This is a genomic window from Nocardia sp. NPDC019323 (assembly GCF_044389845.1).
Lineage (GTDB): Bacteria > Actinomycetota > Actinomycetes > Mycobacteriales > Mycobacteriaceae > Nocardia > Nocardia implantans.
In genome coordinates this window covers 462,321-487,838 of record NZ_JBIRYN010000004.1, presented here as the reverse complement: position 1 = coordinate 487,838, position 25,518 = coordinate 462,321, and the positions used below count along the sequence as shown (strand labels likewise).

The 25,518-nt window shown below is 69.2% G+C and carries 26 protein-coding genes; 7 read left to right on the top strand and 19 right to left on the bottom strand.

What is annotated here, in order from left to right; genetic code table 11:
- Positions 1–3 precede the first annotated feature (3 nt).
- The 5 genes from ligD to ACH49X_RS18880 form a co-directional block, all read right to left on the bottom strand.
- Entirely contained in the window at positions 4–1,005 is a 1,002-nt protein-coding gene (gene ligD / locus ACH49X_RS18900; protein WP_357208772.1) for a non-homologous end-joining DNA ligase, read from the bottom strand.
- A complete protein-coding gene (locus ACH49X_RS18895; protein ID WP_195079053.1) occupies positions 1,002–2,087 on the bottom strand; it encodes an ATP-dependent DNA ligase in 1,086 nt (361 codons plus the stop codon). Before ACH49X_RS18895 ends, ligD begins: the two co-directional genes overlap by 4 nt.
- A gap of 120 nt (positions 2,088–2,207) precedes the next feature.
- Positions 2,208–2,609 (bottom strand): cold shock domain-containing protein, encoded by a 402-nt coding sequence (locus ACH49X_RS18890; protein WP_357208823.1) that lies wholly within the window; start codon positions 2,607–2,609, stop codon positions 2,208–2,210.
- A 32-nt stretch (positions 2,610–2,641) separates the two neighbouring features.
- Positions 2,642–3,742, bottom strand: coding sequence for an SPFH domain-containing protein (locus ACH49X_RS18885; protein ID WP_357208771.1), 1,101 nt, complete (start codon positions 3,740–3,742; stop codon positions 2,642–2,644).
- A 19-nt stretch (positions 3,743–3,761) separates the two neighbouring features.
- Positions 3,762–3,995 carry a hypothetical protein gene (locus ACH49X_RS18880; protein ID WP_357208769.1) on the bottom strand — a complete coding sequence of 78 codons (234 nt, stop codon included), beginning with the start codon at positions 3,993–3,995 and terminating at the stop codon, positions 3,762–3,764.
- A 121-nt stretch (positions 3,996–4,116) separates the two neighbouring features.
- Between ACH49X_RS18880 and ACH49X_RS18875 the strand changes: the two genes are divergently transcribed.
- Positions 4,117–7,179 carry a tetratricopeptide repeat protein gene (locus ACH49X_RS18875; protein WP_195079055.1) on the top strand — a complete coding sequence of 1,021 codons (3,063 nt, stop codon included), beginning with the start codon at positions 4,117–4,119 and terminating at the stop codon, positions 7,177–7,179.
- On the opposite strand, the gene ACH49X_RS18870 is transcribed toward ACH49X_RS18875, so the two are convergent.
- From ACH49X_RS18870 to ACH49X_RS18850, 5 genes are all read right to left on the bottom strand, one after another.
- On the bottom strand, positions 7,167–7,796 hold the full coding sequence (locus tag ACH49X_RS18870) for a TetR/AcrR family transcriptional regulator (RefSeq protein WP_357208767.1): 630 nt from the start codon (positions 7,794–7,796) through the stop codon (positions 7,167–7,169). The two genes, ACH49X_RS18875 and ACH49X_RS18870, sit on opposite strands and share 13 nt — an antisense overlap.
- 115 nt (positions 7,797–7,911) lie before the next feature.
- Entirely contained in the window at positions 7,912–9,237 is a 1,326-nt protein-coding gene (locus ACH49X_RS18865) for a pyridoxal-phosphate dependent enzyme (protein WP_357208765.1), read from the bottom strand.
- Positions 9,237–10,733 carry a decarboxylase gene (locus ACH49X_RS18860; RefSeq protein ID WP_357208763.1) on the bottom strand — a complete coding sequence of 499 codons (1,497 nt, stop codon included), beginning with the start codon at positions 10,731–10,733 and terminating at the stop codon, positions 9,237–9,239. The genes ACH49X_RS18865 and ACH49X_RS18860 overlap by 1 nt, the downstream gene beginning before the upstream one ends.
- Positions 10,730–12,016, bottom strand: a complete 1,287-nt coding sequence (locus tag ACH49X_RS18855) for a heavy-metal-associated domain-containing protein (protein WP_195079059.1) — start codon at positions 12,014–12,016, stop codon at positions 10,730–10,732. Before ACH49X_RS18855 ends, ACH49X_RS18860 begins: the two co-directional genes overlap by 4 nt.
- Positions 12,013–13,278: an aminotransferase class V-fold PLP-dependent enzyme gene (locus tag ACH49X_RS18850; RefSeq protein WP_357208761.1), complete on the bottom strand. Its 1,266-nt coding sequence runs from the start codon at positions 13,276–13,278 to the stop codon at positions 12,013–12,015. The genes ACH49X_RS18855 and ACH49X_RS18850 overlap by 4 nt, the downstream gene beginning before the upstream one ends.
- A gap of 138 nt (positions 13,279–13,416) precedes the next feature.
- Here ACH49X_RS18850 and ACH49X_RS18845 point away from each other — a divergent pair, with 138 nt between their 5' ends.
- Complete coding sequence (locus ACH49X_RS18845; RefSeq protein ID WP_357208759.1) at positions 13,417–13,848, top strand: pyridoxamine 5'-phosphate oxidase family protein; 432 nt, start codon at positions 13,417–13,419, stop codon at positions 13,846–13,848.
- On the opposite strand, the gene ACH49X_RS18840 is transcribed toward ACH49X_RS18845, so the two are convergent.
- The 4 genes from ACH49X_RS18840 to ACH49X_RS18825 all read right to left on the bottom strand — a co-directional run bounded on the left by ACH49X_RS18840 (position 13,845) and on the right by ACH49X_RS18825 (position 17,051).
- A complete protein-coding gene (locus ACH49X_RS18840) occupies positions 13,845–14,279 on the bottom strand; it encodes a CBS domain-containing protein (protein ID WP_357103373.1) in 435 nt (144 codons plus the stop codon). The two genes, ACH49X_RS18845 and ACH49X_RS18840, sit on opposite strands and share 4 nt — an antisense overlap.
- A gap of 102 nt (positions 14,280–14,381) precedes the next feature.
- Positions 14,382–15,644: a helix-turn-helix domain-containing protein gene (locus ACH49X_RS18835; protein WP_357103370.1), complete on the bottom strand. Its 1,263-nt coding sequence runs from the start codon at positions 15,642–15,644 to the stop codon at positions 14,382–14,384.
- A gap of 149 nt (positions 15,645–15,793) precedes the next feature.
- Positions 15,794–16,030, bottom strand: coding sequence for a hypothetical protein (locus ACH49X_RS18830; protein ID WP_195079064.1), 237 nt, complete (start codon positions 16,028–16,030; stop codon positions 15,794–15,796).
- A gap of 223 nt (positions 16,031–16,253) precedes the next feature.
- Entirely contained in the window at positions 16,254–17,051 is a 798-nt protein-coding gene (locus ACH49X_RS18825; protein WP_357103367.1) for an SAM-dependent methyltransferase, read from the bottom strand.
- Between the two features lie 325 nt (positions 17,052–17,376).
- On the opposite strand from ACH49X_RS18825, the gene ACH49X_RS18820 reads away from it, so the two are divergent.
- Positions 17,377–17,598, top strand: coding sequence for a DUF397 domain-containing protein (locus tag ACH49X_RS18820; protein WP_039797917.1), 222 nt, complete (start codon positions 17,377–17,379; stop codon positions 17,596–17,598).
- Between the two features lie 90 nt (positions 17,599–17,688).
- Entirely contained in the window at positions 17,689–18,576 is an 888-nt protein-coding gene (locus ACH49X_RS18815) for a helix-turn-helix transcriptional regulator (RefSeq protein ID WP_357208758.1), read from the top strand.
- 101 nt (positions 18,577–18,677) lie between these two features.
- On the opposite strand, the gene ACH49X_RS18810 is transcribed toward ACH49X_RS18815, so the two are convergent.
- From ACH49X_RS18810 to ACH49X_RS18795, 4 genes are all read right to left on the bottom strand, one after another.
- The gene (locus ACH49X_RS18810; protein ID WP_323124094.1) at positions 18,678–18,905 is read right to left on the bottom strand and encodes a hypothetical protein; all 228 of its coding nucleotides are present in this window, start codon (positions 18,903–18,905) and stop codon (positions 18,678–18,680) included.
- A 297-nt stretch (positions 18,906–19,202) separates the two neighbouring features.
- Positions 19,203–19,505: a putative quinol monooxygenase gene (locus ACH49X_RS18805; RefSeq protein WP_043690427.1), complete on the bottom strand. Its 303-nt coding sequence runs from the start codon at positions 19,503–19,505 to the stop codon at positions 19,203–19,205.
- Positions 19,506–19,569: 64 nt separating this feature from the next.
- Entirely contained in the window at positions 19,570–20,229 is a 660-nt protein-coding gene (locus ACH49X_RS18800) for an SDR family oxidoreductase (RefSeq protein WP_195079068.1), read from the bottom strand.
- Positions 20,230–20,263: 34 nt separating this feature from the next.
- Positions 20,264–20,779, bottom strand: a complete 516-nt coding sequence (locus tag ACH49X_RS18795; RefSeq protein ID WP_323124093.1) for a DUF2599 domain-containing protein — start codon at positions 20,777–20,779, stop codon at positions 20,264–20,266.
- A gap of 165 nt (positions 20,780–20,944) precedes the next feature.
- Here ACH49X_RS18795 and ACH49X_RS18790 point away from each other — a divergent pair, with 165 nt between their 5' ends.
- Positions 20,945–22,054, top strand: a complete 1,110-nt coding sequence (locus ACH49X_RS18790; protein ID WP_357205873.1) for a lipase family protein — start codon at positions 20,945–20,947, stop codon at positions 22,052–22,054.
- A gap of 10 nt (positions 22,055–22,064) precedes the next feature.
- Here the strand turns inward: ACH49X_RS18790 and ACH49X_RS18785 are convergent, their stop codons facing one another.
- Entirely contained in the window at positions 22,065–22,307 is a 243-nt protein-coding gene (locus tag ACH49X_RS18785; RefSeq protein ID WP_357205871.1) for a hypothetical protein, read from the bottom strand.
- A 343-nt stretch (positions 22,308–22,650) separates the two neighbouring features.
- Between ACH49X_RS18785 and ACH49X_RS18780 the strand changes: the two genes are divergently transcribed.
- Together ACH49X_RS18780 and ACH49X_RS18775 are read left to right on the top strand one after the other, a co-directional pair.
- On the top strand, positions 22,651–23,826 hold the full coding sequence (locus tag ACH49X_RS18780) for a lipase family protein (protein WP_195079070.1): 1,176 nt from the start codon (positions 22,651–22,653) through the stop codon (positions 23,824–23,826).
- 234 nt (positions 23,827–24,060) lie between these two features.
- Positions 24,061–25,434, top strand: a complete 1,374-nt coding sequence (locus ACH49X_RS18775) for a lipase family protein (RefSeq protein WP_195079071.1) — start codon at positions 24,061–24,063, stop codon at positions 25,432–25,434.
- The last annotated feature ends 84 nt before the right edge of the window (positions 25,435–25,518 follow it).

The window sequence follows — 25,518 nt, the reverse complement described above, 5'->3', positions numbered from 1 at the left end:
TCGCTATTCGGCCTTCCTGGCGCGGCTCGGCTGCACCCTGGGCGGCTCGTTGGGCATCTTCGGGTATTGCGGGGGCCACGGCGCGTCCATGAGACCGGCCGCCATATCCCGTTCGGACATCTCCAGCAGCGGCGCGATCGACTGGGGCGCGCGGTCGGCCCACGGGTCGCCCGACTCGGCGTAGCGGGGCGGGACGGTCGCGATGGTCAGCTCGTCGGGCACAACCGAATCCAGATCCGCCCAGCTGATCGGCGTCGAGACCTGCCCGCCGACCTTCGGCCGCACGCACCAGGCGCCGAAAACCGTTTTGTGCGGCGCGTTCTGATTGAAATCGATGAAGACCCGGTTGCCGCGTTCTTCCTTCCACCACTGCGCGGTGATGTCCTCCGGATACCGGCGCTCCAATTCGCGCGCCAGCGCCACCGCGGCGGCCCGCACCTGATAACCGTCCCATTTCGGTTCCAGCGCCGAATACAGATGCAAGCCGCGCGACCCCGAGGTCTTGATCCAGGATTCGATGCCGAGTTCGGCGAGTAGATCCCTGGTGCGGATCGCGGCGTGCCGCAGATCGGCGAAGGTGATCCCGGGCGAAGGATCGAGGTCGATGCGCAGTTCGTCGGAGATCTCCAGATTGTCGGCGCGGTTGGGCCAGACGTGGAACCCGAGGCACCCCTGGTTCACCGCCCACAGGATGTGGGCGAGATCGTGGGCGACGAGCGCGTCGCTGGTGGTGCCGTTCGGTGTGGACACCTCCACGGTGCGCAGCCAGTCCGGCGCGGATTTCGGCACCCGTTTCTGGAACCAGGATTTGCCCGACGCCCCGTCCGGATACCGCTCCAGCAGCAGTGGCCGTCCGCCCACCACGTTCAGGAACGGTTCGGCGACGGCCTGGTAATAGCGCACCAGATCGAGTTTCGTGTCGCCGCGCTCGGTGAAATAGACCTTGCCCGGATTACTGATCGTGACGGTGCGGCCGTCGGTCTCGATGTCGACGGACTCGGTCATCGCGCGGCGCTTTCGCCGAACAGCGTGCTCAATTCCGCGGGCGCGACCTCGTCCAGCTGCGCGTAGGTGCACGACTGCGGCGTCCGGTCGTTGCGGAAGCGCACCAGCCTGCCGCCGTGGCGCAGCCGTCCCGACTGCACGTGCTCGTAGCGCACTTCCGCGACCAGCTCCGGGCGCAGCGCCTCCCAGGACAGGTCCTTGCCACCGGTCCAGCGGCTGACGCCCCCGGGCATCTTGCCCTCCGCCGCCGCCTGCGCCGCGGCATCGGCCCAATCCCGCCAGGGATGGTCGGCGAGCGCGTTCTCCCGCAGCGGCGCCAGCTCCTCGACCAGCTCCTTGCGCCGGGCCGCGGTGAAACTGCTGGCCACGCCGACGTGGTGCAGGCGGCCCTCGTCGTCGAAGAGTCCGAGCAGCAGCGAGCCGACCCCGGCCCCGTCCTTGTGCCAGCGGAAACCCGCCACCACGCAGTCGGCGGTGCGCTCGTGCTTGACCTTCAGCATGACCCGCTTGTCCTGGAGATAGGCCAGGTCGTCGGATTTGACCATCACCCCGTCGAACCCCGCGCCCTCGAAACGGGTGAACCAGTCCTCGGCCACGTCGGGATCGTGGGTGAGCGGAGTCAGGTGCACGCGCGCGAGCGCGGTGTCCAGGATCGTCTCCAGCAGCCGCCTGCGTTCGACGAACGGCTCCCCGGTCAGATCCTTGTCGCCGAGGGCGAGCAGATCGAAGGCCACGAAACTGGCCGGCGTCTCCGCGGCCAGCTTGGCGACCCTGGAGGCGGCCGGATGCAGGCGATTCTGCAAAGTGTCGAAATCCAGCCCCTGCTCGGTGACCACCACGATCTCGCCGTCCACCACGCAGCGGTCGGGCAGCGCCTGCTTCAGCAACTCGGCGACCTCGGGAAAATACCTGGTCAGCGGCCGGTCGTTGCGCGAGCCGAGCTCCACTTCGCTGCCGTCGCGGAACACGATGCAACGGAAGCCGTCCCATTTGGGTTCGTAGCTCAGACCGGGCTCGCGGGGCACCGCGGACACGGATTTGGCCAGCATCGGCCGCACTGGTGGCAGCACCGGTAGATCCACGCGATCCTCCTCGGGGTCGATCCTCACCCATACCGACGGAGCGCACGGACCGAACTCATCGGTCTGCGGCCTCGACTCGATCGTAGGCGGCGGTCCCGACAGGTTCGTGGACTTCGCCGGTCAGTTCTCCAGCCAGCCGTGCTGGTCGGCGAACGCGGTGAGCCGGTCGCGGATGGTGAGGATCTCCCCCGCGGTGAGCGCGGGGCTGGCGTCCAGCAGCAGCTCGGTGATCAGGCGTTTGTGCTCGGCGACGGTGAGCTGGCCCGAACCCGGCTTGTCCTTGCCCTTGTGCCGCGCGGGAGGCGCCGACGACCCACCGACCACACTCAGATTCACCGCCTTGGGTCCGCGGTCGCCCTCGGTCACCTCGAACTCGAACACTCGCCCCTGCCGCAACTCGTCCTCGTCCAGGCCGATGTCGTTGACGTGGACGAATACGTCGGGTCCACCGTCCTCCGGCCGAATGAATCCGAATCCCCGAGAGCTGTCGAACGACACCAATTTCCCGATGGACACCAACACCCGCTCCTCGTCGCCGTCGCTACTGGGCAACTTTAACGCGCCTTTTCGCCGTCGTCGGAGGAAAGCGCCTTTTGCAACGAGTTGAATACGGTGAGTCCTTGACCGACCATTCCGTTCACCAGTTCGCTCACTCCGTCCGGTCCGTTCAGCACGGTGAGATTCGCGTTCGCCAACCCGTTCGAGGCCTGCCGCACGATTTCCGGAAGTTGTTCGATCAACAACTGATCCAGCGCGATCCGGTTGTTCGAGGCCGCCGCCTCGGCCTGGATGCGGGTGCGGTCGGCCTCCGCCTCGGCCAGGATGCGCACCCGATCCGCTTCCGCCTGAGCCGGTTTGACGACCTCGGCCTGCAACTGCTGCTCGCGCAGTTCGGCCTCCTTGCGCGCCTGCTCGGCCTGGGCGGTGAGCACCTCCTGCAGCGCCATCGCCTCGGCGAGCGGGCCCGCCTGCGCCGCCTCCGCGTTGGCCTTGTCGATGTCGCGCTGGTATTGCGCGCGCAGGATCGCGGTCTCGCGCTGATATTCCGCCTGCCTGCGCTGGGATTCCTGCTCGGCCTGCGCCGCCGCCTGCGCGGCCTGCGACTGCGCGATCTGCGCGTCGCGCTGGACGGCGGCATTGTGCGGCGCGGCGAGCGCGGCGATATAGCCGAGGTTGCCGTCGTCGATGGACTGGATCTGGAAGGAATCCACCCACAGGCCGATATTGCTCATCTCGACCTTCGACGCGACGAGCACTTCGTCGGCCAGTTTCTGGCGCTCCCGGATGATCTCCTCGACCGTCATCGAGCCGACGATCGAACGCAGGTGCCCGGAGAAGATGCGCCCGGTCAGCACCGACATCTCCCGCTCCTGCTCGGAGAGGAACCGTTGCGCGGCGTTCACGATGGACTGGGTGTCGTTGGCGACCTTGAACGCGATCACCGCGCGGACGTCGAGCTGGATCGCCTGCTTGGTGACGCAGCGCTCTTTGATCTCGGCTTCGAACATCGCCAGCGACAGATAGCGGACCTTGCGGAACAGCGGAACGACCCAGGCGCCGCGTCCGATGACTACTTTGAACGGCGCGTTGTCGCGGCTCTTGCCGCCGCTGACCAGCATCGCCTCGTCCGGGTCCGGCACGTGGTAACCCAGCACGTCTGTCTCCCTTGCTCTCTCAGGTTTCTGCCGCCGGGTCCGGGGTGAGCGGAATCCACGGGACGACGTCGACGACGCGCCCCGGGTGGACCGCGATGACCAGCACGGCCGCACCGGCCGGAATCGGCTCGGCGGACTGTGCGATGTACAGCTCGGTTCCCCCGCGAATCGCGACCAGGACCTCGCCCAGCGTCCCGGCACCTCGGATCGGCGATGTGAGCGTACCCGTCAAACCCACCACCGGGTCGGTCATCGCGTGATCTCCTTCTTCCGGTCACCGGACCGTCACCCTACGTCTCCCGCAGCGTCTTTCGGTACCGGACCGGCGCGACGGCGCGGCGTAACGGCCGCGGCGGCGCGGGTATGTTTCTTGCATGGGAGGTCGGCTGGCGCTGGTGGTGGGGTCGGAATGCGCGGCGCTGGGCGAACTGGGATTCACCGAGGAACTCGCCAACGGCCTGTACGGCAGTCTGACCGAAGCGGGCGGATGGCGGCCTGCGATCGATCTGGACGGCCCGGTGCTCAATCCCACTGCCGCGCAACTGTTCGAGGCCGTCGACGCGGCCTTCACGGCGGCGGCGCAGCGGCAGGCGACCCTGCTGCTCGGCTTCATCGGGCACGGTGTGGCGACGAGCGCGGAGGACTTCTACCTGCTCGGTCACGATTCGCCCGGTGATCCCAACTCGCACAACGCCTTCCACCTGACCCAGGAGATCCGTGAGCGGCTGGACCGGGCCGCGCTGGACGGGCTGGTGCTGCTCGTGGACGCCTGCGAGGCGGGTCAGGGTGTGCAAGGCGCCGCGCGCCGGTGGACCGATCTGCTGGCGCAGTCGGGCGGCCGGATGGAACTGCTGGTCGCCTCCGGCGACGGGCCCGCGTACTCCGGCTGCTTCACCAGGACCATGCTCGCCACCTTCGACCTGGGCCTGCCGCTGCGCGGGGAGAACCTGCTGCCCTCGGACCTGGTCGATCCGATCGCCGTGCAGTGCATCCACCAACAGCCGCAGCATCTGTCGTTCAGCTCCGGTGCGGTGTCCACGACGCAGGGCGTCGACCCCGGACTGTGGCTGGTGCCCAACACCGCGCGCCACCGCGACGCGGTGAGCGGGCGCTCCGCCGCCGGGTTCGTCGATCAGCTCACCCGGCGCCTGCTGCTGACGCCCGATGTGCGCGAGCGTCTCGACGCGATCGTCGACGCGGGCAGCCACCGCCTGCGCGCGGTGCTCGGCCCGGCGGGCGTGGGCAAGTCCACGCTGCTGGCGATGCTGATCCGGCCCAGCCTCGTCGACGGGCTCGCCGTCACCCCCGACTACATCACCGCCGCGGTGTTCCTGACGGTGAACAGTTCGGTGGAATCCGTGGCGGCGGAGCTGGCCGCGCAACTCGACGCGCGCCTGCCCGGCTTCCGGGAGGCGGCGCGCGCGGCCAGGGCGCACCGGCCCAGGGACGAGTTCGACATCTTCGACATCCTGGTCCGCCGCCCGTTGGCCCGCCTGTCCACGGCGGGGCGCCGGGTCACCCTGGTGTTCGACGGGCTGAATCAGCCGCAGGAGGGAACCAGGCGGTTGCTGGTGGCCGCGATCGCCGATCTGACCCGCCGCGAAGATCTCCGGCACGTGCGCGTGATCGTCGGCATCCGGCCCGGCACCGGCGTCGAGGACGATCCGGGGCTGGCGCACATGTACCGGATCGACGTCGCCGAACCGGCGGCCGACGACATCGCGGCCGTGGTGGACTCCGCGCGCGGCACGGCGCCGCTGGGCCCGGTGGACTGGATCGGCTGGATTCAGCGCTTGCTGGCGGAGACTCCCACGGACGCGAGCGGTTCGCGGGTGGTGGCAGGCGGCTGGCTGGTCGCGCGCATGCTGCTGGAGGTCGCTTCGGGGCTGACCGACGGCGCGGTCGCCTCCGGGATCGGCCTCGACCGGGTCATCGCGCTGCGGGTGGAGACGGCGTTACGCGGGCTCGATCCGGAAACCACCAGTGACACAGCGACTTTGCTCGGTGTGCTCGTCGCGGCGGGGGTGGGTCCGGTGCTGCCGCTGGAACTGCTGGACGCGGCGCTGTCCTCGCTCGGGGTCGACCTCAGCGCCGCCAGGGTCCGCGACATCGCCGTGAACCTCGGCACCTTGGTCACCCGCAGTCATCCCGGCACCGTTCGCGAGTCGCTCGGCGTGACCCACGGTGCGTTCCTGCCCGCGCTGCAGGCGGAATGCCGTCGCCTCGGCGTGCGCATCGCGGACGCGCACCGCGCCCTGGTCGCGGCGATCCAGGCCGACGACAGCGACCCGGCCGCCGACTACGCGCGCGGCGCGGCCGTACGGCACTGCCTGGCCTACGGCGATTCCGCCTTGGCCGTCGACTTCCTGGAGAAACTGGAGACCGGCAGATCGGCCGACGACCGCGATCTGTGGGCCGCCTGGGCGCCCGACTTCGCCGAGTCGCTGGGGCCCGACCATCCCGACACCTTCACCACGCGGGAACGGTGGGCCTATCACCGCGCCGAGAGCGGCGACCTGGTCGGCGCCGTCGCCGATTTCGAGCAACTGCTCGCCGACCGGCTGCGTGTGTGCGGCCCCGACGACCCGGCCACCCTGGACACCCGCGACAGGCTGGCCAGCTACCGCGCGCGCTGCGGTGACTACGCCGGCGCGGGCGAGGAGTTCGAGCAGCTGCTCACCGACCAGCTGCGCCTGCTGGGGCCCGACCATCCCGAAACCTTGCGCACCAGGAACAATCTGGCGTCCAATCGCGGCGATGTCGGCGATTTCGCCGGGGCGATCGCCCGGTTCCAGCAGTTGCGCGCCGACCGTGCCCGCGTGCTCGGCGCCGACCATCCGGACACCTTGCGCACCCGCAACAGCCTGGCGTACTGGCGGGCAGGCAGCGGCGATCTCGCGGGCGCGCGGGCGGAGTTCGAGCAGCTGGTGGCGGACTACCTGCGCGTGTTCGGCGCCGACCATCCCAACACGCTCGGCGCGCGCAACAACCTCGCGGCGTTCCGCGCGCGCAGCGGTGATCTGGCCGGGGCGGGCGCCGAGTTCACCCGCCTGCTCGACGATCGGCTACGGGTGCTCGGCCCCGACCATCCCGACACCTTGCTCACCCGCGGCAAACTGGCCGCATACCGCGCGGACAGCGGTGACCTCGCCGGCGCGATCACCGATCTGGAGAAACTGCTCGGCGACCGGCTGCGGGTGCTCGGCCCGGATCATCCGGACACCTTCGACACCCGCAACGAACTCGCGGGCTGCCGCGCCCAGCACGGCGACCTGACCCGCGCGGTCGCGGAACTGGAGGTGCTGCTGGTCGCGGAGCTGCGTGCCCTCGGCCCCAATCACGCCGCCACCATCCGGACGCAGAGCACCCTGGCGTACTGGCGAAACCGATCCGGGACCGACCGTCCGGACGCCATGCGGTGCGGTCAGCAACGGTAGAGCGAACGGTAGAGGGTGAGCATCGCGAGGCAGTGCTCGATGATCTGCTCCCTGGTGGCGCGCAGCGAACCGTTCAGCCACGCCGAGAACATGCCCGCGTTCCCGCTGGCCATGGTCACGGCCGCCAGCCTGCGCTTGACCGGGTCGTCGATGTGGGCGAACAGATGGTCCTGCATGATCCGGGTGAACACCGGCATCACCGCGAAGGTGGTCTGCCCGAGCCCGGTGCTGGAATACGGCTCGACCAGGAACAGCCGCGATTTGCGCGGGTCGGCGAGCACCTTGTCCACCAGGATCTCCGACAGCGCGCGGTCGCGGGACGGGTCGTCGGTGGCGGCGAAGGCCGTCATCGGTTCCAGGAATTCCTCGGCGACCTGACGGTAGAGCACGTCCAGCAACTCGTCGCGGCTGGCGAAGCTCTCGTAGAAATAGCGGTCGGTGAGATTGGCCTTGCGGCACACCGCCCGCATGGTGACCCCGCTGGCGCCGGACTCGCCGATCAGATCGAGCGCCGCCTCCAACAGCGCAGCCCGCCGCGTCTCCCTGCGCTCGGTGAGCGTCGTCCCACCCCAGATCCGTGGGCCCCCGTCGTCGTCTGCGTCCTGACCTGTCTGCACGGCCCAACGATAGTGCCTGCCGGCGTGCCCCGGCGCCGCGCTCACCCGCCCCGCCCTCCCGTGGCTCGCCGAACCGGATTCCGGCCGCGCGGCGGGCTCGCGCGCCCGTGGGTGATCAGCCGCGTTCCAGCGGCAACCCCGCGTCGCGCCAGCCGACCACGCCACCGGCCAAGCTGGCGGCGTCGTAGCCCGCGCGCCGGGCGCGCGCGGCGAACCGCACCGACAGCTCACCGACGGGGCAGACGAAGACGACGGGGCGTGAGCGCGGGAACGGGATGCCCTGGCCGAACATGTCGTCGAGCTGGTCGTCGCGGATGTTCAACGCGCCGGGCACGTGCCCGATCCGGTAAGCCATGGCGCCGCGGCTGTCCACGATGGTGGGGCGCCCGGTCCGGTCCAGCTCCGCCAGCTGCTCGGGCGAAAGGCGCGGCACCGCCGCCAGCTCACCGGCGGTGGGCTCCGCTTCGCGTTCGGCGCGGCCGAACCATTCCGGCCTGCGCTTCTTGAAGTACGACAGGTACGGCTCGAGCCGATCGCAGACGATGAACACCGCCACGACCGGATCCGCCGGATCGGTCGCCGACAGATCGAGCGCGCCGAGCGTCCGCAGCGCGGCCGCGTAGCTCGCGCCGCTGGTCGGCCCGGCCAGGACGCCGTAGCCGCGCGCCAGGCGCAGCGTCGCGTCCACGGCCTCGCCCGCCGCCACGGTGACGATCCGGTCGTAGAAATCCGGCTGGAACAGCCCGACATCCCACATCTCGCTCTCCGAGCGGATACCGGGAATGAAGTCCGACCGCTCCGAAACCGCCGCGACGGTGCGCAATTCGGGATGGTGCTTGCGCAGGTAGGTGGCGGTGCCCCTGGTGGAGCCGGTGGTGCCGAGCCCGCCGATCAGATAGTCGATCCTGGTGATGCCGTCGGCCGCCAGGTCCTCGTGGATCTCCCGCCCGGTGCCGTGGTGGTGGGCCTCGATGTTCTTCTCGTTGGTGTACTGCGACAGGTGCCGGTACGCGCCGGGCTGCTGGGCCATGGTCGCCTCGATCACCGAGTAGACGTCGTTCGGCGTGGTCGGGTCGGGGCACTCGGACAGACCGGGCAGTTCCACGATCTCGGTGCCCAACAGCTGCAGCAGGTCACGGACCTCGCCCACCTTGATCCGGTTGGTCACCGCGCGCAGGCCGATCCCGTACATCGCGCCGAGCACGCGCAGCGCTTTGGCGGTGTTCCCGCTGGACGCCTCGATGAGCGTGCGCCCCTCGGCGCGGATCTGCTCCAAGTCGTCACGGAGCATCGCCCAGGCCACCCGGTCCTTGACCGAACCGAACGGATTGTGCGACTCGAGTTTCGCGTAGAGCTCGACCTTCGCCAACCCGTGCACCGCTGGGTCGAGCCGCAGCAGCGGCGTGTTGCCGATGAGTTCGGTGATGTGGTCGTAGCGCATCAGGGAGCCTTCACGGATCGGACCGGGCCGGTCGCGGGCGGGGCGCTGTGCGGTGGCCGGGACGACTCGGCGGGGAAGCCGGGTTCGTAGTCGGCGTCGGGCACGACGCGGAACCCGCCCGGCCAACGGGTGACCGCGAGTTTCGGGGGCAGGGGGTGCATGGAGGCCGTCGCGGCCGACAGGTCCATGTGGTAGGCGGCGGTATTCGGGAACACCACCGCATCGCCCGGCTCGGGTCGTGCGGGCAGCCACACCTTGTGATTGGTGATCAGATCGCGTTCCAAGCACAGCCTTCCGGCGAAGAAGACGCCGACCGGCCCCGTCGCGCGGTCGCCCGCGCCTGCCCCGTGCAGGAGGATCGGATCGACCATGACCTCTTGATCGGCGGGCGTCACCGCATCACGGCTGAGGTCGACGTGCACCAGCACGCTGCCGTCGGCGACCTCCTTGACGAACTCGACCGTGGCCACGGTGATCCCCGCGTGGTCGACCAGAGCCTTGCCCGGCTCCAGCCACAGCTGGAGCAGGTTGTCACCCGCCACCTGCGCCACCGTGCGCCCGCCGTGCCGCTCCAGCGGAGCGTCGAGCAGGTCGGCGAGCATCCGGTCGGCGGGGACGGTGTTGGCGTACTTGTGGAACACCGGCGTGCCGTGCACCGCCCCGCCCGCGACGTGATAGCCGAACGTGTTGCTGCCCCAGGTCATCGGCTCCCCGCGGCCGAGCAGCGATTCGCGCAGTGCGAGCACGTAGGCGTCGAACCGTTCGGCGTCGGCGGTGAACACCTGCCGGAACCCGCCGCCGATGTCGAGCACCGAAGGGGCGAGTCCGCGCTCGTAGGCGCGCTCGATCAGGCGCAGGCAGGCGTCGATCGCCCGGACGCGCTCGCCGAGGTCGCCGGAGTCCAGGTGGAAAGCGAACCCGAGGAAAGCGACTCGCCCGCGCCGCGCCGACAACAGATCGAAGGCCCGCTCGACGTGCGCCTGCGGCATCCCGAACCGACTCACCTGCCCGGCGTCGAAACCGGAAACCCGCAGCAGCACAGGTATTTCCGCGTGCTCGGCGGCCAGTTCCTCGATGCGGCCCAGCTCCCAGAGGTTGTCCACGTTGATCGTGACCCCGCGGCTGACGAGATCGCGCAGGAAGGCTTCCCCCTTGGGCCCGGTGACCTCGATACGTGGCGGATCGAACCCGGCGGCGACGGCGCTGGTCAGTTCGTGCGGTGAGGCGACATCGATGGCGATGCCTTCGCGTTCGGCGGTGCGGACGAAGGCGCGCGACTGGTTCACCTTGTGCGCGTAGCAGACGCGGTGCCCGGGCAGGGTTCGTTCCAGCACGGTGCGCAGGCGCAGCAGATTCTCCGAATAGACCTGCGGGAACACCAGATGCGCTGGCGATCCGAATCTCTTCAGCGTCTCCGTCGCGAGGCCGGGAGTGTCGAGGAAGGCGCGGACGATCGGATGCAGCTTCGCGGGCAACGCCTGCGGCAATGGCGTCATACGGCGGCTTCCGACGGCTCGGCGGCCGACGCCCGCGGCACGTCGTCGGGGCGCTGCGAAACCGGGTTGTAGCCGCCGTCCCGGATCGCCTCGAACGCGCGGGCGCGATTGCGCGGACTGCGGAACTCGGCCACCACCCGCTTGCTGTCCAGATCGATCTCGGCCACGCGGATGTCCATCGACTCCAGCACTCCTCCGATCGTGCGAACGCAGTGCTTGCAGGTCATATCGGGCACGTAGAACACCTGGTCCTCGGCGGTGGCGGCGCGGTCGGCGGTGGCCTCGTCGAGTTCGGCGCTCACCTCGGTGGCCGCGCAGCGGTCGGCGATCTCGATGAACGTCGCGACGAATCGGTCCACCAGCGGCGGGAGGACGCTGGAATGCCCGCCGTCGAGCTGATGCGGCATGGCCGCCAGGCAGGCCGGATGACTGCCCTCCGGCAACAAGGCGTACTGGCGGGAGATCAGGTCGAGGTCGTCGTGATACTTGGCGATCGCCTCGGCCGTCGTGAGACCTTCCACCGTGGTGGCGCGTTCCATCACGGCACGCGCGTCGGCGATCGTGGCATCCTTCATCGCGCGCAGGGTCGCCACCGTCTCCGCCGAATAGCGAACGGTGCCGTCGGGCTGCGCGACGAGCGTCACCGGGATCATGCCCCTGCGGTAGGTGGAGGCCTGCAATTCCCAGAACCAGCGCGTGGCCACCGCGGCGAAGATCCCGGAAACGCGCAGCCCCTCGGCGAATTCGGCGGCATCGCGGTAGGGGGTCTGCGCCGCAAGCAGCGCGTGCTGGGCCAGTACGCGCCCGGCGGCCTCGATGCCGACCCGGAAGATGTCGCGCGGATCGTGGTCGGTGGTCGTGCCCGCCAGCACGGCGTGGTCGTCCGTGCCGAGCGCCGCGACCCGCGCGGCGAACTCGGCGTCATCGTCCAGTTGGCGCCACAGCGCCAGCACGGTCTCGCGCATCGCGATCGGCACCGCAGGGCCGAGGCCGTCGGCGCGGAAGTGCCCGGTATTCGGGATGCCTGCGCTGTCGGTCCACGCGATCCGATGGGTCGCGCTGGTCACCTGGTCCGCGCGGCACGGCCGCATGAACCGTTCCAGATACAGCCGCTGGGAGTAGGTGAGATGGCTGCCCTGCTCCAGACCCAATGGCGTACAGGTGAATTCGAATCGCCGATGTCGGGGGGCCGGAGCCGGTTCTGCGCACAACCCTGCCTGCGCGAGTCCGGCCAGAACCCTGGACGCGGCCTTCCGGTCGTAGCGGGGGATGTCGTTGCTCACGTGACCTCCTCGGCGATGGTTCGCACGCACGCGACGAATCGGTCGATCTCGTCGGGCGTGTTGTAGATGTGCGTGCTGACCCGCACCGAGCCCGCGCCGTCGGTGTCGGCGGGGACGCAGTGCGCGCCGGTGCGCACCAGGAAGCCGAACTCGCTCAGGACGAACCCCGCGTCCGCGGCCGAGATCCCCTCCAGGGTGAAGGAGACGATGCCGTAGCCGACCTCGCAGGTCGCGTGCGCCGGGCCGGGCAGGAACTCCAGGCCGGGAACCGGTCGCAGCCCCTCGATCAGGCGCAGGGTCAGGGCGCGGTTGTGCGCGGCGACGACGTCGAGGCCGATCGATTCCAGCACCTCCAGCGCACTGCCCAGGGCGAGGATGCCCGGGATGTCGGGTGTGCCGCCTTCCAGCAGCGCCGGCATCGCACCCGGCCGCAGGCCGTCCGGTTCCAGCGTCACACCGGAATTTCCGCCGGGCAGGAACGGCGCCAATCGGTCGTGCACGCGCCGGTGGCAGTACAGGATCCCGGTGCCGGGCGCGCCGAACATCTTGTGCGCGGCGAAGATCGCGAAATCCGCGCCGAGGGCGGTGACGTCGACCGGAAGATGGCCCCCGCTCTGCGAGCAGTCGAAGCACAGCAGGATGGCCGGATCGATCCGGTCGCGCAATTCCTCCAGCGTGCTGAGGCCGCCGAAGACATGATGCAGATGCCCGGTGGTGATCAGCCGGGTGCGCGGGGTGATCTTGGCGAGGATGTCGTCGGTGTCCGCCTCACCGGCGGCGGTCACCCGGTAGGGGATGAGGTGGATGCGGCGTCCGAACCGGGCGAGCAGCCCGCGCAGGTGCTGCCACGGATACACGTTGGAGGCGTGATCGCCCGCGTTGTAGAGGATCTCGTCGCCGTCGGCGAGCGCCGTCAGGCCCCACGACAGCGCGACGGCGTTGACCGCGGCGGTGGCGCCCGCGGTGAAGACCACCTCATCCGGATGCTCGGCGCCGATGAACGCGGCGGCCCGTTCGCGGACGCCGGCGATGCGCGCCGTCAGACCGGTGGCCCAGGGGTAGGTGCCGCGGCCGGCGTTGGCGGTGCCGTTGCTGTGGTAGCGCTGGATGGTCTCGATCACCGGCAGCGGCTTCTGTGTGGTGGCGGCGCTGTCCAAGTAGACCTCGGTTGCGCCGGCGAGCGCCGGGAACAGCGACCGCACCGCGGCTGGCGCGAATGCCGGCGTTTCCGGCGGCCGTGCGGCCTCCGCCGTTCGCGTCACCGGCGATCTCGGGGCGGGGGACCGCAACGTGACGCTCCCTTCACACCGGTAACTCGGACGTCACCCACGATACGCAATTCCGGTACGCACTTCGAAGCTTTGTCGCGGACAACGGCTTTCACGACTAGCCTGGAACGTATGCCTCTGACCCTGCAAGAGCGTCAAGAGTTCCTCGCGCAGCCGCATGTCGCGGCGTTCTCGGTGGCCGCGGGCGCCGGTCGCGGCCCGCTCGCCGTCCCGATCTGGTACCAGTACAGCCCGGGTGGCGAGGCCTGGATCCTGACCGGCCCGCAGTCGCAGAAGATGCGCTACCTCCGGGAGGCCGGACGGTTCGGTCTGATGGTGCAGCAGGTCGAACCCACGGTCCGGTACGTGAGCGTGGAAGGCCCGGTCACCCGGACCACTCCGATGACCGACGAGATGCACCGCGAAATGGTCGCGCGGTATCTACCGCCCGAATCGGTCGACGCATACCTGAAGGCGGCCGAGGCCTACGGCGAGCAGGTCGCGGTCTTCCTGCGCCCCGAGCGCTGGCTCTCGGCCGACCTGGGGAACGTCAGCGAGCTCTAGTACCTGCCCTGCAGGTACTCCACGAGGTGCTCGCGTTCGTCCGCCAGTTCCGAGATCGCGCTCTTGACCACGTCGCCGATGCTGACGATGCCGACCAGCCTGCCCTCGTGCACCACCGGCAGGTGCCGGATGCGGTGGTCGGTCATGATGCGCCGCAGGCCGTCGACCCGGTCGTCGGGCGCGCAGGTGCGCACCACCGAGGTCATGATCGCCGACACCGGCGTGTCCAGCAGCTCCGCGCCCCACGCGTGCAGACTGCGCACCACGTCGCGCTCGGAGACGATGCCCGCGATCGCGTTGCCGTCGGGGGAGACGACGACCGCGCCGATGTTCCGCTCGGCCAGGGTGGCCAGCAGTGCGCGTACCGTCGTACCGGGCGCGACCGTGGCGACGTCGCTACCCTTCCTGCGCAGGATCTCCGAAATTCGCATATTTCACCATCCAGACGTCGCGGCACTACCAGGATCGCAAGTTCACCGCCCGGTGACCAGCACGAATCCGTTACAGGCGACGATCGGGTCACGGTGCGGACGTCACAGGCGGCGGGCGACGCTGCGATCCAGATCCCGGGCCAGCAGGGCGATCGCCGCCTGGGAGATGCCCGCCGAGGTGGCCAGGTCGATCGAGGTGAGCTGGGCGATGCGACGCAGGCGGTAGTCGACGGTGTTCGGGTGCACGTAGAGCTGGCGCGCGGTGAGCTGCCGGTTCATGTCGTTGCCGAGATAGGCGCGCATGGTGTCGAACAGCTCGGGATGGGCGTCGAGCGGGTCGAGGATGGTCGCGATCCGCCGGGTGGCCGGGCCGCTGCGGGTGAGCTGGTATTCCACCGCCAGATCCGACATCTGGTAGAGGCCGGGCGGCCGGACGCCGACGCGCACCAGATTGAGCAGCTCGTGTGCCTGATCCGCCGACTCGGGGATCCGATCGGTGTCGGTCGGGACGACGGTCGCGGTGAGCGGGACCTCGGCGGCGGCGGCCAGCAGCTCGAGCGTCGCCGCCGTGAGGACGGTCTCGACCTCGTCGTCCAAGGGAATGAGCAGCGTGCCGCCCTTGGCGCTGAGCAGCGCGAGCGCGCGTGAGGCGAAAACGGTGGCCAGCTCGGACTGCAGCCTGCGCAGCTTGCGGCGCGCGGCGACGTTCCCGTCGACCCGCGGATCGCGCTCGTCCGCGTGCTCCGGAATCGACAGGGCCACAACCTGATACGACTCCGCGATCGGAATGCCCGTCTGCCGGGCCAGGGCCGAGCTGCCGCGACCGCTCAGCAGCGCGGAGGCGAGCGTCTGCGCCGCGGTCTGGTGCTCCTTGGCGACCAGGTGCTGTTCGTCGACGTAGGCGTCCGACACCGCCGCGCTGATCGCCTCGAGCAGTTCCAGCAGCAGATCGGCGGCGACCAGCACCTCGTCGACGTCGTCGGCCTCGGCGGGCGCGGTGACCAGACCGAAGGCGATGCGCAATCCTTCGTGGTAGGCGCGCAGGATGGTGCTCAGCGGCACGCCCTCCCGCGCCCAGCGGGCGGCGGCCGCGCGCACCGGGCCCAACTGCTGCTCGTCCGGCACGGTGCGCCGGTCGAACATCTCGGCGGCGAGATTCAGGCAGCTGCGGGTGAGTTTCGTGACGTCTCCGCGCAATTGCTCGCCGGGTAACGTGCGGCAGGGGGCCATGACGTTCTCGAAATAGCCGACCATGTGCGAGGCCACGCTCTCGGTGTTCTGCAAAGGCACCGAAGCCGGCTGTCCACCGATTTCCAGCACCGGGTCGGACGAGTCGGCGGACAGATCCAACGCGGAGTAGGTCATGACGAATTCGCTCCCCAAATGCCACGCCGGGCGTGCGAGAAATCGCGCCCAGGTCGATCGATCACTATACGAAAGGGGCGAATGGACCGGGAGTGATCTGTGAGATCGCTTGGGAACGCGGCGCGCTCCGTAGTGACGCGAATGCCGGACTATTCGTCGTCCAGCCCGGCTGACAGGTACGCGGCGGCCGCCAGCCACTGCCTGCACTGCGGGCCGTGGACCTCGTGGGCGTAGAGAATGTCGCGGGCCTGCCGGTAGGTGAGGCCGCGGGGCTCCACACTGCAATCGGCCATGGCCGGCTCGGGCGCGGAGTACTGACGCAAGTGATCGGCGCCCGCGCCATCGATGACGGCAACCAGGGGGGAAGTTCGGAATGGCTCCATCATTCGACTACCCCTCGCGTCCGGCGTGCGGCGGGGAGGCCGGCGTACTGGTGGCGCAGGCTCGAACTCCCTGCGTACCTCCCCGATTTCGGGTTCGAGTCTATTCCCCCGTCGCTTGCAAATGCAAGTACATCTGCACGATCGGGCGGAGAAAAAGCGGACGGCGGTCGCCGGTGCGAGACCGGCGACCGCCGCTGTGCCGCTTGCGGTTTGGTGTTCAGGGGCCTTACGGCTTGCGCGCGACCGCGCCGTAGGCGGAGATCGGCCGTGACTCGCCCACCTCCGTGTCGCCCGCGCGCCACTGCGTGATGGACACGAAGCCCGGGTCGACCAGCTCCAGACCGTCGAAGACGGCCTTGATCTGAGCCTGCGGACGGGGGACGTAAGGAGTGCCACCGGTGCCGGTGTAGTTCTCGCACAGAGTGACATACGCCTTGCTGTCGTCGGTGCCGTCCCACATCACCAGGTAGCTGCCCGACGGAACGGAATCCAGCACGGTGTGCACGATGCGCAGCAGGTCGTCGTAGGTCTTGGCGTGGCCGAGCACGCCCATGAACATCACGGCGATGGGCTCGTTGAAGTTCAGGACGTGTTTGGCGTCGGCGATGATCAGCTCGGGATCGTGGTAGTCGGCGTCGATGTAGGTGGTGACGCCCTCCGGCGTGGTGGAGGTGAGCAGCGCCCGCGCGTGGGTGAGCACGAGCGGATCGTTGTCCACGTACACGATCCTGGACTCGGGCGCGACGCTCTGGGCGACCTCGTGGGTGTTCTGCATGGTGGGCAGGCCGGTCCCGATGTCGAGGAACTGGCGGATGCCGACTTCGCCCGCGAGGTAGCGCACGGCGCGGATGAGGAACTGGCGCGACTGCACCGCCATGGTGGTGATGTCCGGATCCACCTCGATCCCGGCGTCGCCTGCGATGCGGTCGATTTCGTAATAGTCCTTGCCGCCCATCCAGTAGTTCCAGATCCGCGCGGAGTGGGGGATGTCGGTTCGGATGAGCGGGCTGTGGTCTTCGGGCATGGGGTTGTACTCCTAGGCGAAACGGGTCGGCGACGCTGCCGTGCGGGTGGGCGCGTGGGGTCGTCGCGAATGACTGGTACATCCGATGTGCACTGTGACAGTACAAGATTCACGCGCGTCCAGCGGGCTGGATCGGGGAGCTGATCTCGATGTTTCCGGGTCGAGGCGACCGCGTTTCACATCTGGCTCCTGGTGGTCCCGGCCAGCGGACGCACAGAGGGCGAACTTCGTGCTATCGTCCGGTGTCGGTGCAGATGCAAGAACGTTTGAACGTGCATCTGCACGAACCGAATCGCCTGACTGCGGTAACGGAGGAGTGGGGAAGATGTCGGATACATCCACCAACGAGATCATCGGAACTTGGCGCAAGAGTTCCTTCAGCAATCCGAGCGGCAACTGCGTCGAAGTGGCCGAAACGGCCAACGGCCAGGTGGCAGTGCGTAACTCGCGTGACCCCGAAGGTGGGGTCTTGATCTATACGCGTCCGGAGATCGATGCGTTCGTCCGCGGCGCGAAGGCCGGGGAGTTCGACTATTTGACTAGCTGAGCGGTAACATTGGCGGTCGGTGCGGTGTGTTTCGCGACAGGTGGTTGTGACACACTGTGGGCAACCCCCGGAGTATCGGAGACGAACTCGATGATCGCTGAACCCGATGACGATGGTCATGTGCAATCCGTTGTCGCGGAACGTGGTCCGACCGTGCTACGCATCGCATTGGGCGGCCAGTTGCGCAAGCTCCGGGAGAAGAAGGGCATCACCAGGGAAGCCGCGGGTGATGCGATCCGGGGATCGCACGCCAAGATCAGTCGTCTCGAGTTGGGCCGTACCGGCTTCAAGGAACGCGACATCCGTGACCTGCTGACCCTCTACGGCGTCCACGACGCCGCGGAGCGCGAATCGTTCCTCGAGCTGGCCAGGCAGGCCAACGAGCCCGGCTGGTGGCATCGCTACAGCGACTTGCTGCCGCAGTGGTTCGGCACCTACCTCGGTCTGGAACAGGCCGCGAGCAAGATCCGCACCTACGAGTCGCATCTTGTTCCCGGGTTGCTGCAAACGCCCGAATACGCCAGGGCGGTGGTGGCGCTCGGTTACGAGGACGCGGACACCGATCGGCGGGTCGCGGTGCGTCAGCGCAGGCAGGAAATCCTGTTCCGCGCGGATCCGCCGGTGGTGTGGGCGGTGCTCGACGAAGCCGCGTTGGTGCGGCCGGTCGGTGGTCGCCAGGTGCATCGCGAGCAGATGCTGCACCTGGTCCGCCTGGCGAAGCTGCCCAACGTGACGATCCAGGTGCTGCCGTTCACCGCGGGTGAGCACGCCGCGGCGGGCAGTTCCTTCAGTATCCTGCGTTTCGCCGAGGCGGAACTGCCGGACATCGTGTATCTCGAACAGTTGACCAGCGCGTTGTATCTCGAGCGGCGGCAAGACCTGGCGCTGTACCTCTCGGTGATGGACCGGCTCAGCGTCCAGGCCTTGCAGCCGGACAAGTCGATCGCGATCATGGAGAAGTATGCCGAGGGGCACTGAGCCCACCCGGCCGAAGACCCGATAAGCGAGCGGCCCCCTCCGAATTCGGAGGGGGCCGCTCGCTTGTTTCGTGCTCCGCCGGGCTCGGACGGCGCAACGGTCTACTGCTTGATGAAGCTGGAGGCGATTCGCCAGAACGTCGCAGGCTGCAGTGCCTCGAGATCCCAGTCGTCGGCCATCGCGTGCGCGGTGGTGACGATCCGGTCGATATCGAAATCGTGCCGAGTTGCCGCCCCGGTGGATTCGACGGCATCGATGACGTATGCCACGGCGGTTTCTCGGGAAAAAGTGGTATCGGTGTGGCCGCTGTGGGCCGGTAATGTGCTCATATGTCTACCGTTCGCTGGCTGGTCGGCCAGTGCGGTGTCGGCTGATCCGAACCGACCGCCGGTAAGTGGTTGTTCCATTCGAACGCCCCTGTTTGTCTGGCGGCGGCAAACCCACGGCGGCTTCGGCCTTCGGCTCGCCCACGCGGCCTCCCCTGATGGTCCCCTGTAAAGCGTTGCGGGACCGAGTTTATGCCGCCGTACCTTTCAAATGCAAGCACATCTGCACGATCGATTGCACGTGCGCAGTGGGTATTTCGCGGCCGGAAGTTTGCGGAAACGGTGCCGGATCCGGAAATTTCAGTCGCGGCCGAATAGGACGTCCGTGCTGTAATCGATCTGTGTACCCGGCTCGACGAATTGGTCGGCCGCGGCCCGCCAGGCGAGGAAATGTTCGGTGAAACGGTGCGCCTCTGCCGCCTCGTCGTCGGTGTAGAGCTGGTAGAGAAAGAATCGGTGCGGATCCACCCGATCTGCGCAGATGTCGAAGCGCAGACAGCCGGGCTCGGTCCGGACGGAGGCGTCGGCGCTGCGGGATATGGCCGCGAGGAACTCGGCGCGGGAACCGGGGCGGATCTTCATCGAGACGATTCGGCTGAACACGGTTGTTCTCCCATCGTGACCGTTGCGGTCGATCGGCAAGGGCGGTGGCAGGGTGCGCCACAGCTCAGTCGGTCAGCTGTGCAATTGCCTGGCTAATCGGAGTGTCACCCGAGACGAGTTCGAGCGTCAGCCCGAAGGTGTGCGCGGCGGGCAACAGCCCGGCCAGAACGGCCGCCACGTCCGCGCGCGGGACCTCGCTGCGCCCGACCGGTGGCGGCGCCAGCGTCACCCGTCCGGTGCCGGGGGAGTCGGTCAGGCGGCCGGGGCGCAGGATGGTCCAGTCCAGATCCCTTGCGCGCAGATCCTCTTCGGCCTTGGTCTTCGCGTCGATGTACGCCGCCCACACCTCATCGGTCCCCGGCGCGGGTGCCCGGCCCGCGCCCATCGAGGAGATCTGCAGGAAACGGCGTACCCCGGTGCGCTCGGCGGTCTCGGCGAGCCGGACGGAGCCGCCCAGGTCGACGGTGTATTTCCGGTCCACGCCGCTGCCCTGCCCGGCGCCGGCGGCGAAAATCGCCGCGTCGCATCCTTTGACGACGTCGACCACCTCGTCGGCGCCCGCCTTCTCCAGGTCGCACAGCACCGGCTCCGCACCGGTGGCGCGCACCTCTGCGGTGTGGCCGGGGTTGCGGATGAGGGCGGCGACCTCGTGGCCGTTCGCGGTGAGCACGGGTGCCAGCAGCAGTGCGATCTTTCCGTGCCCCCCTGCGATGACGACGCGCATGGATGGCTCCTTCCGGTCGGGGCGGCGCCCGCGCTCAGCGCTCGGGGCCGCCGGGATTACAGCGCGCTTCGACGGTGGCCTGATAGCCCACCGCCGGGCGCCACGGTTCCAGGTTCCAGCTCGGCTTGTCCGGCTGAACCAGCCGAGCCCACGCCCAGTGGCAGATGAACTGATCGCGCATGCCGGGTGCCTCCGCGTCCGCCGACTCGGCCACGATCTCCTGCCATGCCCGTTCGTCCGAGCCGGGGAAGGTGGTCCGCCGCCCGGCCTGCGTCGGGAAGACGAGCAGCCGGGGACCGTCGATGGTCTCGGTCCACGCGACGCGATCGATCAGCGGCTGTCCCGCGTAGGGGTCGACGGACGGCAGGGCGGCCAGGGGCGATGCGGAGGTGGTCGTCGCGGTCGTCGTGCGGACGGTCGTGGTCGTGGCCGCGGCCGAAGGATCGGACGAGTCGGCGCCGCAGGCGGCCGTCAGGGATATCAGGCCCGTCGCGAGCAGCGCGGTGGCGCGACGCCGGGTGACGACGCGATACGGGTACCGCTGCGCCACGGTCGAACCTCCTGTGTTCTCCTCGGCACCGGTTTCCGGCGTGCTCAACCGAGCCTAGCGAGCCGGCGCGGTCCCGGCGAGGGTCCCCGGCCGGGCCACCGATTGTGGTGGCTTGCCGGTGCGGTCGCGGCTGGGCATAGTCGGTCGGTGCGGTGTGGACGATTCATGGCGGGGGCGGCGGGCGTCGTGGTCTCGATGACGATCGCGGTGGCCGGGGCCGCGGACGCCGGGGTGGGTGAGGCGCCCGGCACCGTGACGGACCTGGTGGAACTGGCGGGGCGGCTGCGCGTGGCGGGGGCGGCGACCGCCGAACGGCTGACGTATTGGTCGCGTGGCCCGCGCGGGCCGATGCTGAGCACCGGGGTGCTGTATCTGCCCGAAGGCGATCCGCCGCAAGGGGGTTGGCCGATCATCGCCTACGCGCACGGCACCTCGGGCATCGCCGACCAGTGCGCGTTCACGCTGCAACCCCGCGACTACTACCTGTCGTCGGTGTACCCGGATCTGCTGCGCGCGGGCTACGCGGTGGTGATCTCCGACTACGTCGGACTGGGGACCCCCGGCGTGCATCCCTATCTGGACGGCCCGGCCCAGGCCCGAAGCATCGTCGACGGCGTACGTGCCGCACGGGCGGTCGCCCCCTCGCTCGGCACACACTGGGCGGTGTTCGGTCAGTCGCAGGGCGGGCACGCGGCGCTGTTCACCGCCCGGTTCGCTCCCGGCGACGCGCCGGACCTCGAGCTGCGCGGCGCGGCCGCGACCGGCGCGCCGTCGAATCTGGAGGCGGTGTTCCCGTTGGCCGGTCCCTGGCTGCCGCGCCTGCCGCTGCAGAAGACGACGACCTACTTCGGCATGCTGCTGGCCGGATTGCGCGCCAGTGCGCCCGAGCTGGACATCGACAGCTATCTGACCCCGGTGGGCCACGACGTCCTGCGGATCGTGGAAGCGGACTGCGCCGTCGAGGCGGACGCGCAGGTGTCCGGGATCGGCATCGGGGCCATGCTGGCACGGCCGTTGGACGATCCCGCGCTGCTGGCCGCGGTGCGCGCGATGTTGCGGGTGCCGACGAGCGGCTACGCCGTGCCGCTGTATCTCGGTCAAGGGCTGTCGGATCTGGAGGTGCCCGCGCCGCTGACCCTCGAGCTGGTCGCCGAACTGCGCTCCGCGGGCACCGATCTGCGGGTGGGCTGGTATCCCGGCGATCATCTGGGTGCGGCGCGCGAGGCGTTCCCCGATGCGCTCGCCTTCCTGCGCGGGGTGCTCGACCGGCCCTGATCCCGCTCGCTCAGCGCCAGAGCGATCGGCACGGTAGTCTGCGCAGGCCGGGGCGGACCTGGCCGTCGACGGTGACGGTGAGCCCGGCGTGCGCGGCGGCCGAGGTGAACTCCCCCGCCTCGGTCCTGGTGGCCGCGTACTCCAGGACCAGCGCGTCCTCGGGGGTCGGCCCGTCGAAGTAGACGGTGATCCGCTGGGTCGGCGGATCCCGGGTGTCGTCGCGGTCGGCGAGTCCGCGCACAGTGCCGTCCATGCCACCGTCTCCTTCCCGCCGGCGCGGCAGCCGCGCCGGTAGGACTGACGGTAGAGCCACGCCACTGCTGAGAACATGTTGCAAGTTATCGGCTGGAAATGTCACAGAACGGACGTGGCGTCGTGGGGTACAGTCACCAGCCGGGGCGCACCGCGAGCACAGGCCCGGCGACCCAATGTTGTGAATTGTCAACATGATCGCGCCGGGTGGTGTTCCGCGCGGGTCCCGTTGCGAGGATGAGCACAGTGTCGGATGATTCAGGAGGCACACGTCGATGAGTCAGGGCCCACGTTCGTTGGGTAGGGGAGTGCGGCGAAGACGTCTCGCACGTGCGATCGGAGCGATGGCCGCGGGCTTGGTGCTGGTCGCGAGCCTGGCCGGCGCCGCGACCGGCGCGCCGCTGTATCCCGATCCCGATCCGGATCCCTTCTATTCGACCCCCGCGGACATCGCCGACCGCAAGCCCGGCGACGTGCTCGCGACCAGGGTGATGCCGCCGCTGGCGATCTTCCCGGAGACCACGGTGACCGTGATCCGGTTCCGGTCGACGAGCTCGGAGGGCAAACCGATCGCGGCGACCACCACGGTGCTGACGCCGAAGGCGCACCGTCCCGACGGCCCGCTGCTGTCGTTCCAGCACATCATCAACGGGCTCGGCTCGGAGTGCTCGGTCTCCCGGGTGCTCTACACCGGTGATCCCAACCTGGTCGTGCGGGAAGCGCCGGGCTGGAACGTGCTGCTGGCGCGCGGCTGGAGCGTGGCGCTGCCCGACCACCTCGGCCCGAATTTCGCCTACGGCGCCGCGAAGCTCGGCGGGCAGATCACGCTCGACGGCATCCGCGCCGTGAAGCAGGTCGCCGAACTCGGTGTGCAGCGCAGCCCGGTGGCGATGGTCGGATACTCCGGCGGCGGGATGGCCACCGCGTGGGCGGCGGCCCTGCAGCCGAGGTACGCGCCGGAACTCGACATCGCGGGCGCGGCCATGGGCGGCGTGCCGATGAATCTGGTGAAGATGCTCGAGGGGCTGGGGCTCAACCCGCATCCGGTGTTCGGTCTGGCGTTCGCCGCCGGGTTCGGGCTGGAACGCGAGTACCCGACCCGGTTCCCGCTCAGCGACCAGCTGAACGAACGGGGTCTGGCCGCTCGCGCGCAGATCGCCAACAGCTGCACCAACGACATCCTCTCCACCGGAGCGGGCCGCGGCGCGCTGGACTTCGCCAAGACGACCTCGATGATCAACGACAACACCGCCCGCGCCGTGGTCGAGGAGAACAGCCTGGAACTCTACGACGGCGTGCCGAAGACGCCGGTGTTCGAATGGCATTCGCCGATCGACGGCCTGATCCCGATCGACGCGGTGGTCAACACCGACAAGCGGTGGTGCGCGGCGGGCGCCAGAGTGCAGACCGAGGAGATCCCCGTTCCGGACCATTTGACCGCGGCGGTGCTGGGCATTCCCGCGGCACTGAACTGGCTGGACGCCCGATTCCGAGGGGAGCCGGCGCCGAGCAATTGCTGAGCGACGATACGCGCACGGCCGAGCCGGGACCCACTCGCGGAAAAGGGGTCCCGGCCCGGTTGTTGCGATATGGATACGCGACAACACAACTCGGATGCTTTACTGCGTCCAGTCCTGGGCGTTGACGTAGCCTGACGTCCTGGCTCCCGGTCTGACAGGGGACATTTCGGGGGTCGAGGCCAGTGCGCCCGGGTGCCAGACGACGTTGCCGTTTCGCACCCGAGGGCGTGTGCCATGAAGATTTCGCGTGCCATTGCTGTGGCATTGCTCGCCGCCGGCTCAGTCCTGGCCGTCCCCGCCGCCGCGGAGCCTCCGCCCGCCCCGCCGCCCGGCGGATTGCTGCCCGCGCTGCAACAACTCATCGATCAGGTGATCCCGCCGCCGCCGATCGCGCCGCTGCCCGAGCCGATTTCGCCTACGCACGAGGCGACTACGCTGTCGCCGTCGCTGGCGGCGCTGCGCTCGGCCGCGATGCCATCGGCCGTCGGCGATCCGATGTTCGACCTACGCCCCGAGAATCTCGGCGAATGGGCCGAGGGGCAGGTCATCGAGGTCCGCGACGTGCGCGCCACGGCGGCGCCGTTGCTGCTGTTGCCGATCCAGCGTGCGCTGCTGGTGAAGTACCGCACGACCGACGCGCACGGCGCGCCGTCGTACGCCACGGCGACGCTGATCGTGCCCGCCGCACCGTGGCCGGGGCCGGGTCAGCGGCCGGTGGTGGTGAACAACCTGCCCATCGACGCCCTCGGCCGCGGCTGCACGCCGGGATACACCCTCGCGCACGGGCTCAACCCCGACACCAGCAGCACCGACTTCCTGCCGCCCACGACGCATCTGGCGGCGCTGCGCGGCTACGCCGTGCTGATCCCGGACCACGAGGGCCCGTCGATGGCCTACGCCGAACCCATCGTGGCCGGGCACGCCGTGCTCGACTCGATCAGGGCGGTGCGCGGACTGTTCCCGGACGAGTTCGGCGCCGCGAAGTTCGCTCTGGCGGGGTACTCCGGCGGTGCGATCGCGACCCACGGCGCGGTGAAGCTGATCGACGGCTACGCACCGGAATTGGCCGGTGTGATCGTCGGCGCCGCGCTGGGCGGCGTACCGGCCGACTTCGAGATCCTGGCCCGCAGCATGAACGGCAACCTCGCCTCGGCGATATTCATGGGCGCGGTGTTCGGCATCGGGCGCGAGCGGCCGGAGATCCTGGCCCGGATGAACAACCTCGCCCAGTGGGTGGCCACCTCGCCGGTGAAGAACATGTGCGGCAGCAGCTATGGAGCGATCGGTGTGCTGATGCTGCCCATCGACATCGCCGCGAACTTCCCCGATCCTCTCCACTCGGCGCTGGCCACGGACATCTATCGGGTGACCAAGATGGCCGGCATGCGGTCGGCCACTCCGCTCTACGTCTACAACGGCGAGCAGGAGTTCTGGATCCCCGCCGAGGGCGCGCGCAATCTCTATTCGGAGCAGTGCCGCCTCGGCGTGCCCGCGGTCTACCGCAGTGTGCTCGGTGAGCACATCATCGCGGGTGCGCTCGGTTATCCGGAGGCCATGATGTGGCTGGACGACAGGCTGCGGGGCGTGCCTGCGCCGGACGAGTGCTGACCGTCGCACGGCACCAGGTGGTGCGGTAACGCGGAGTGCCCGCTTTCGCGATCAAACCGTGTCCCCTTCGGTCCGTATGCCCAG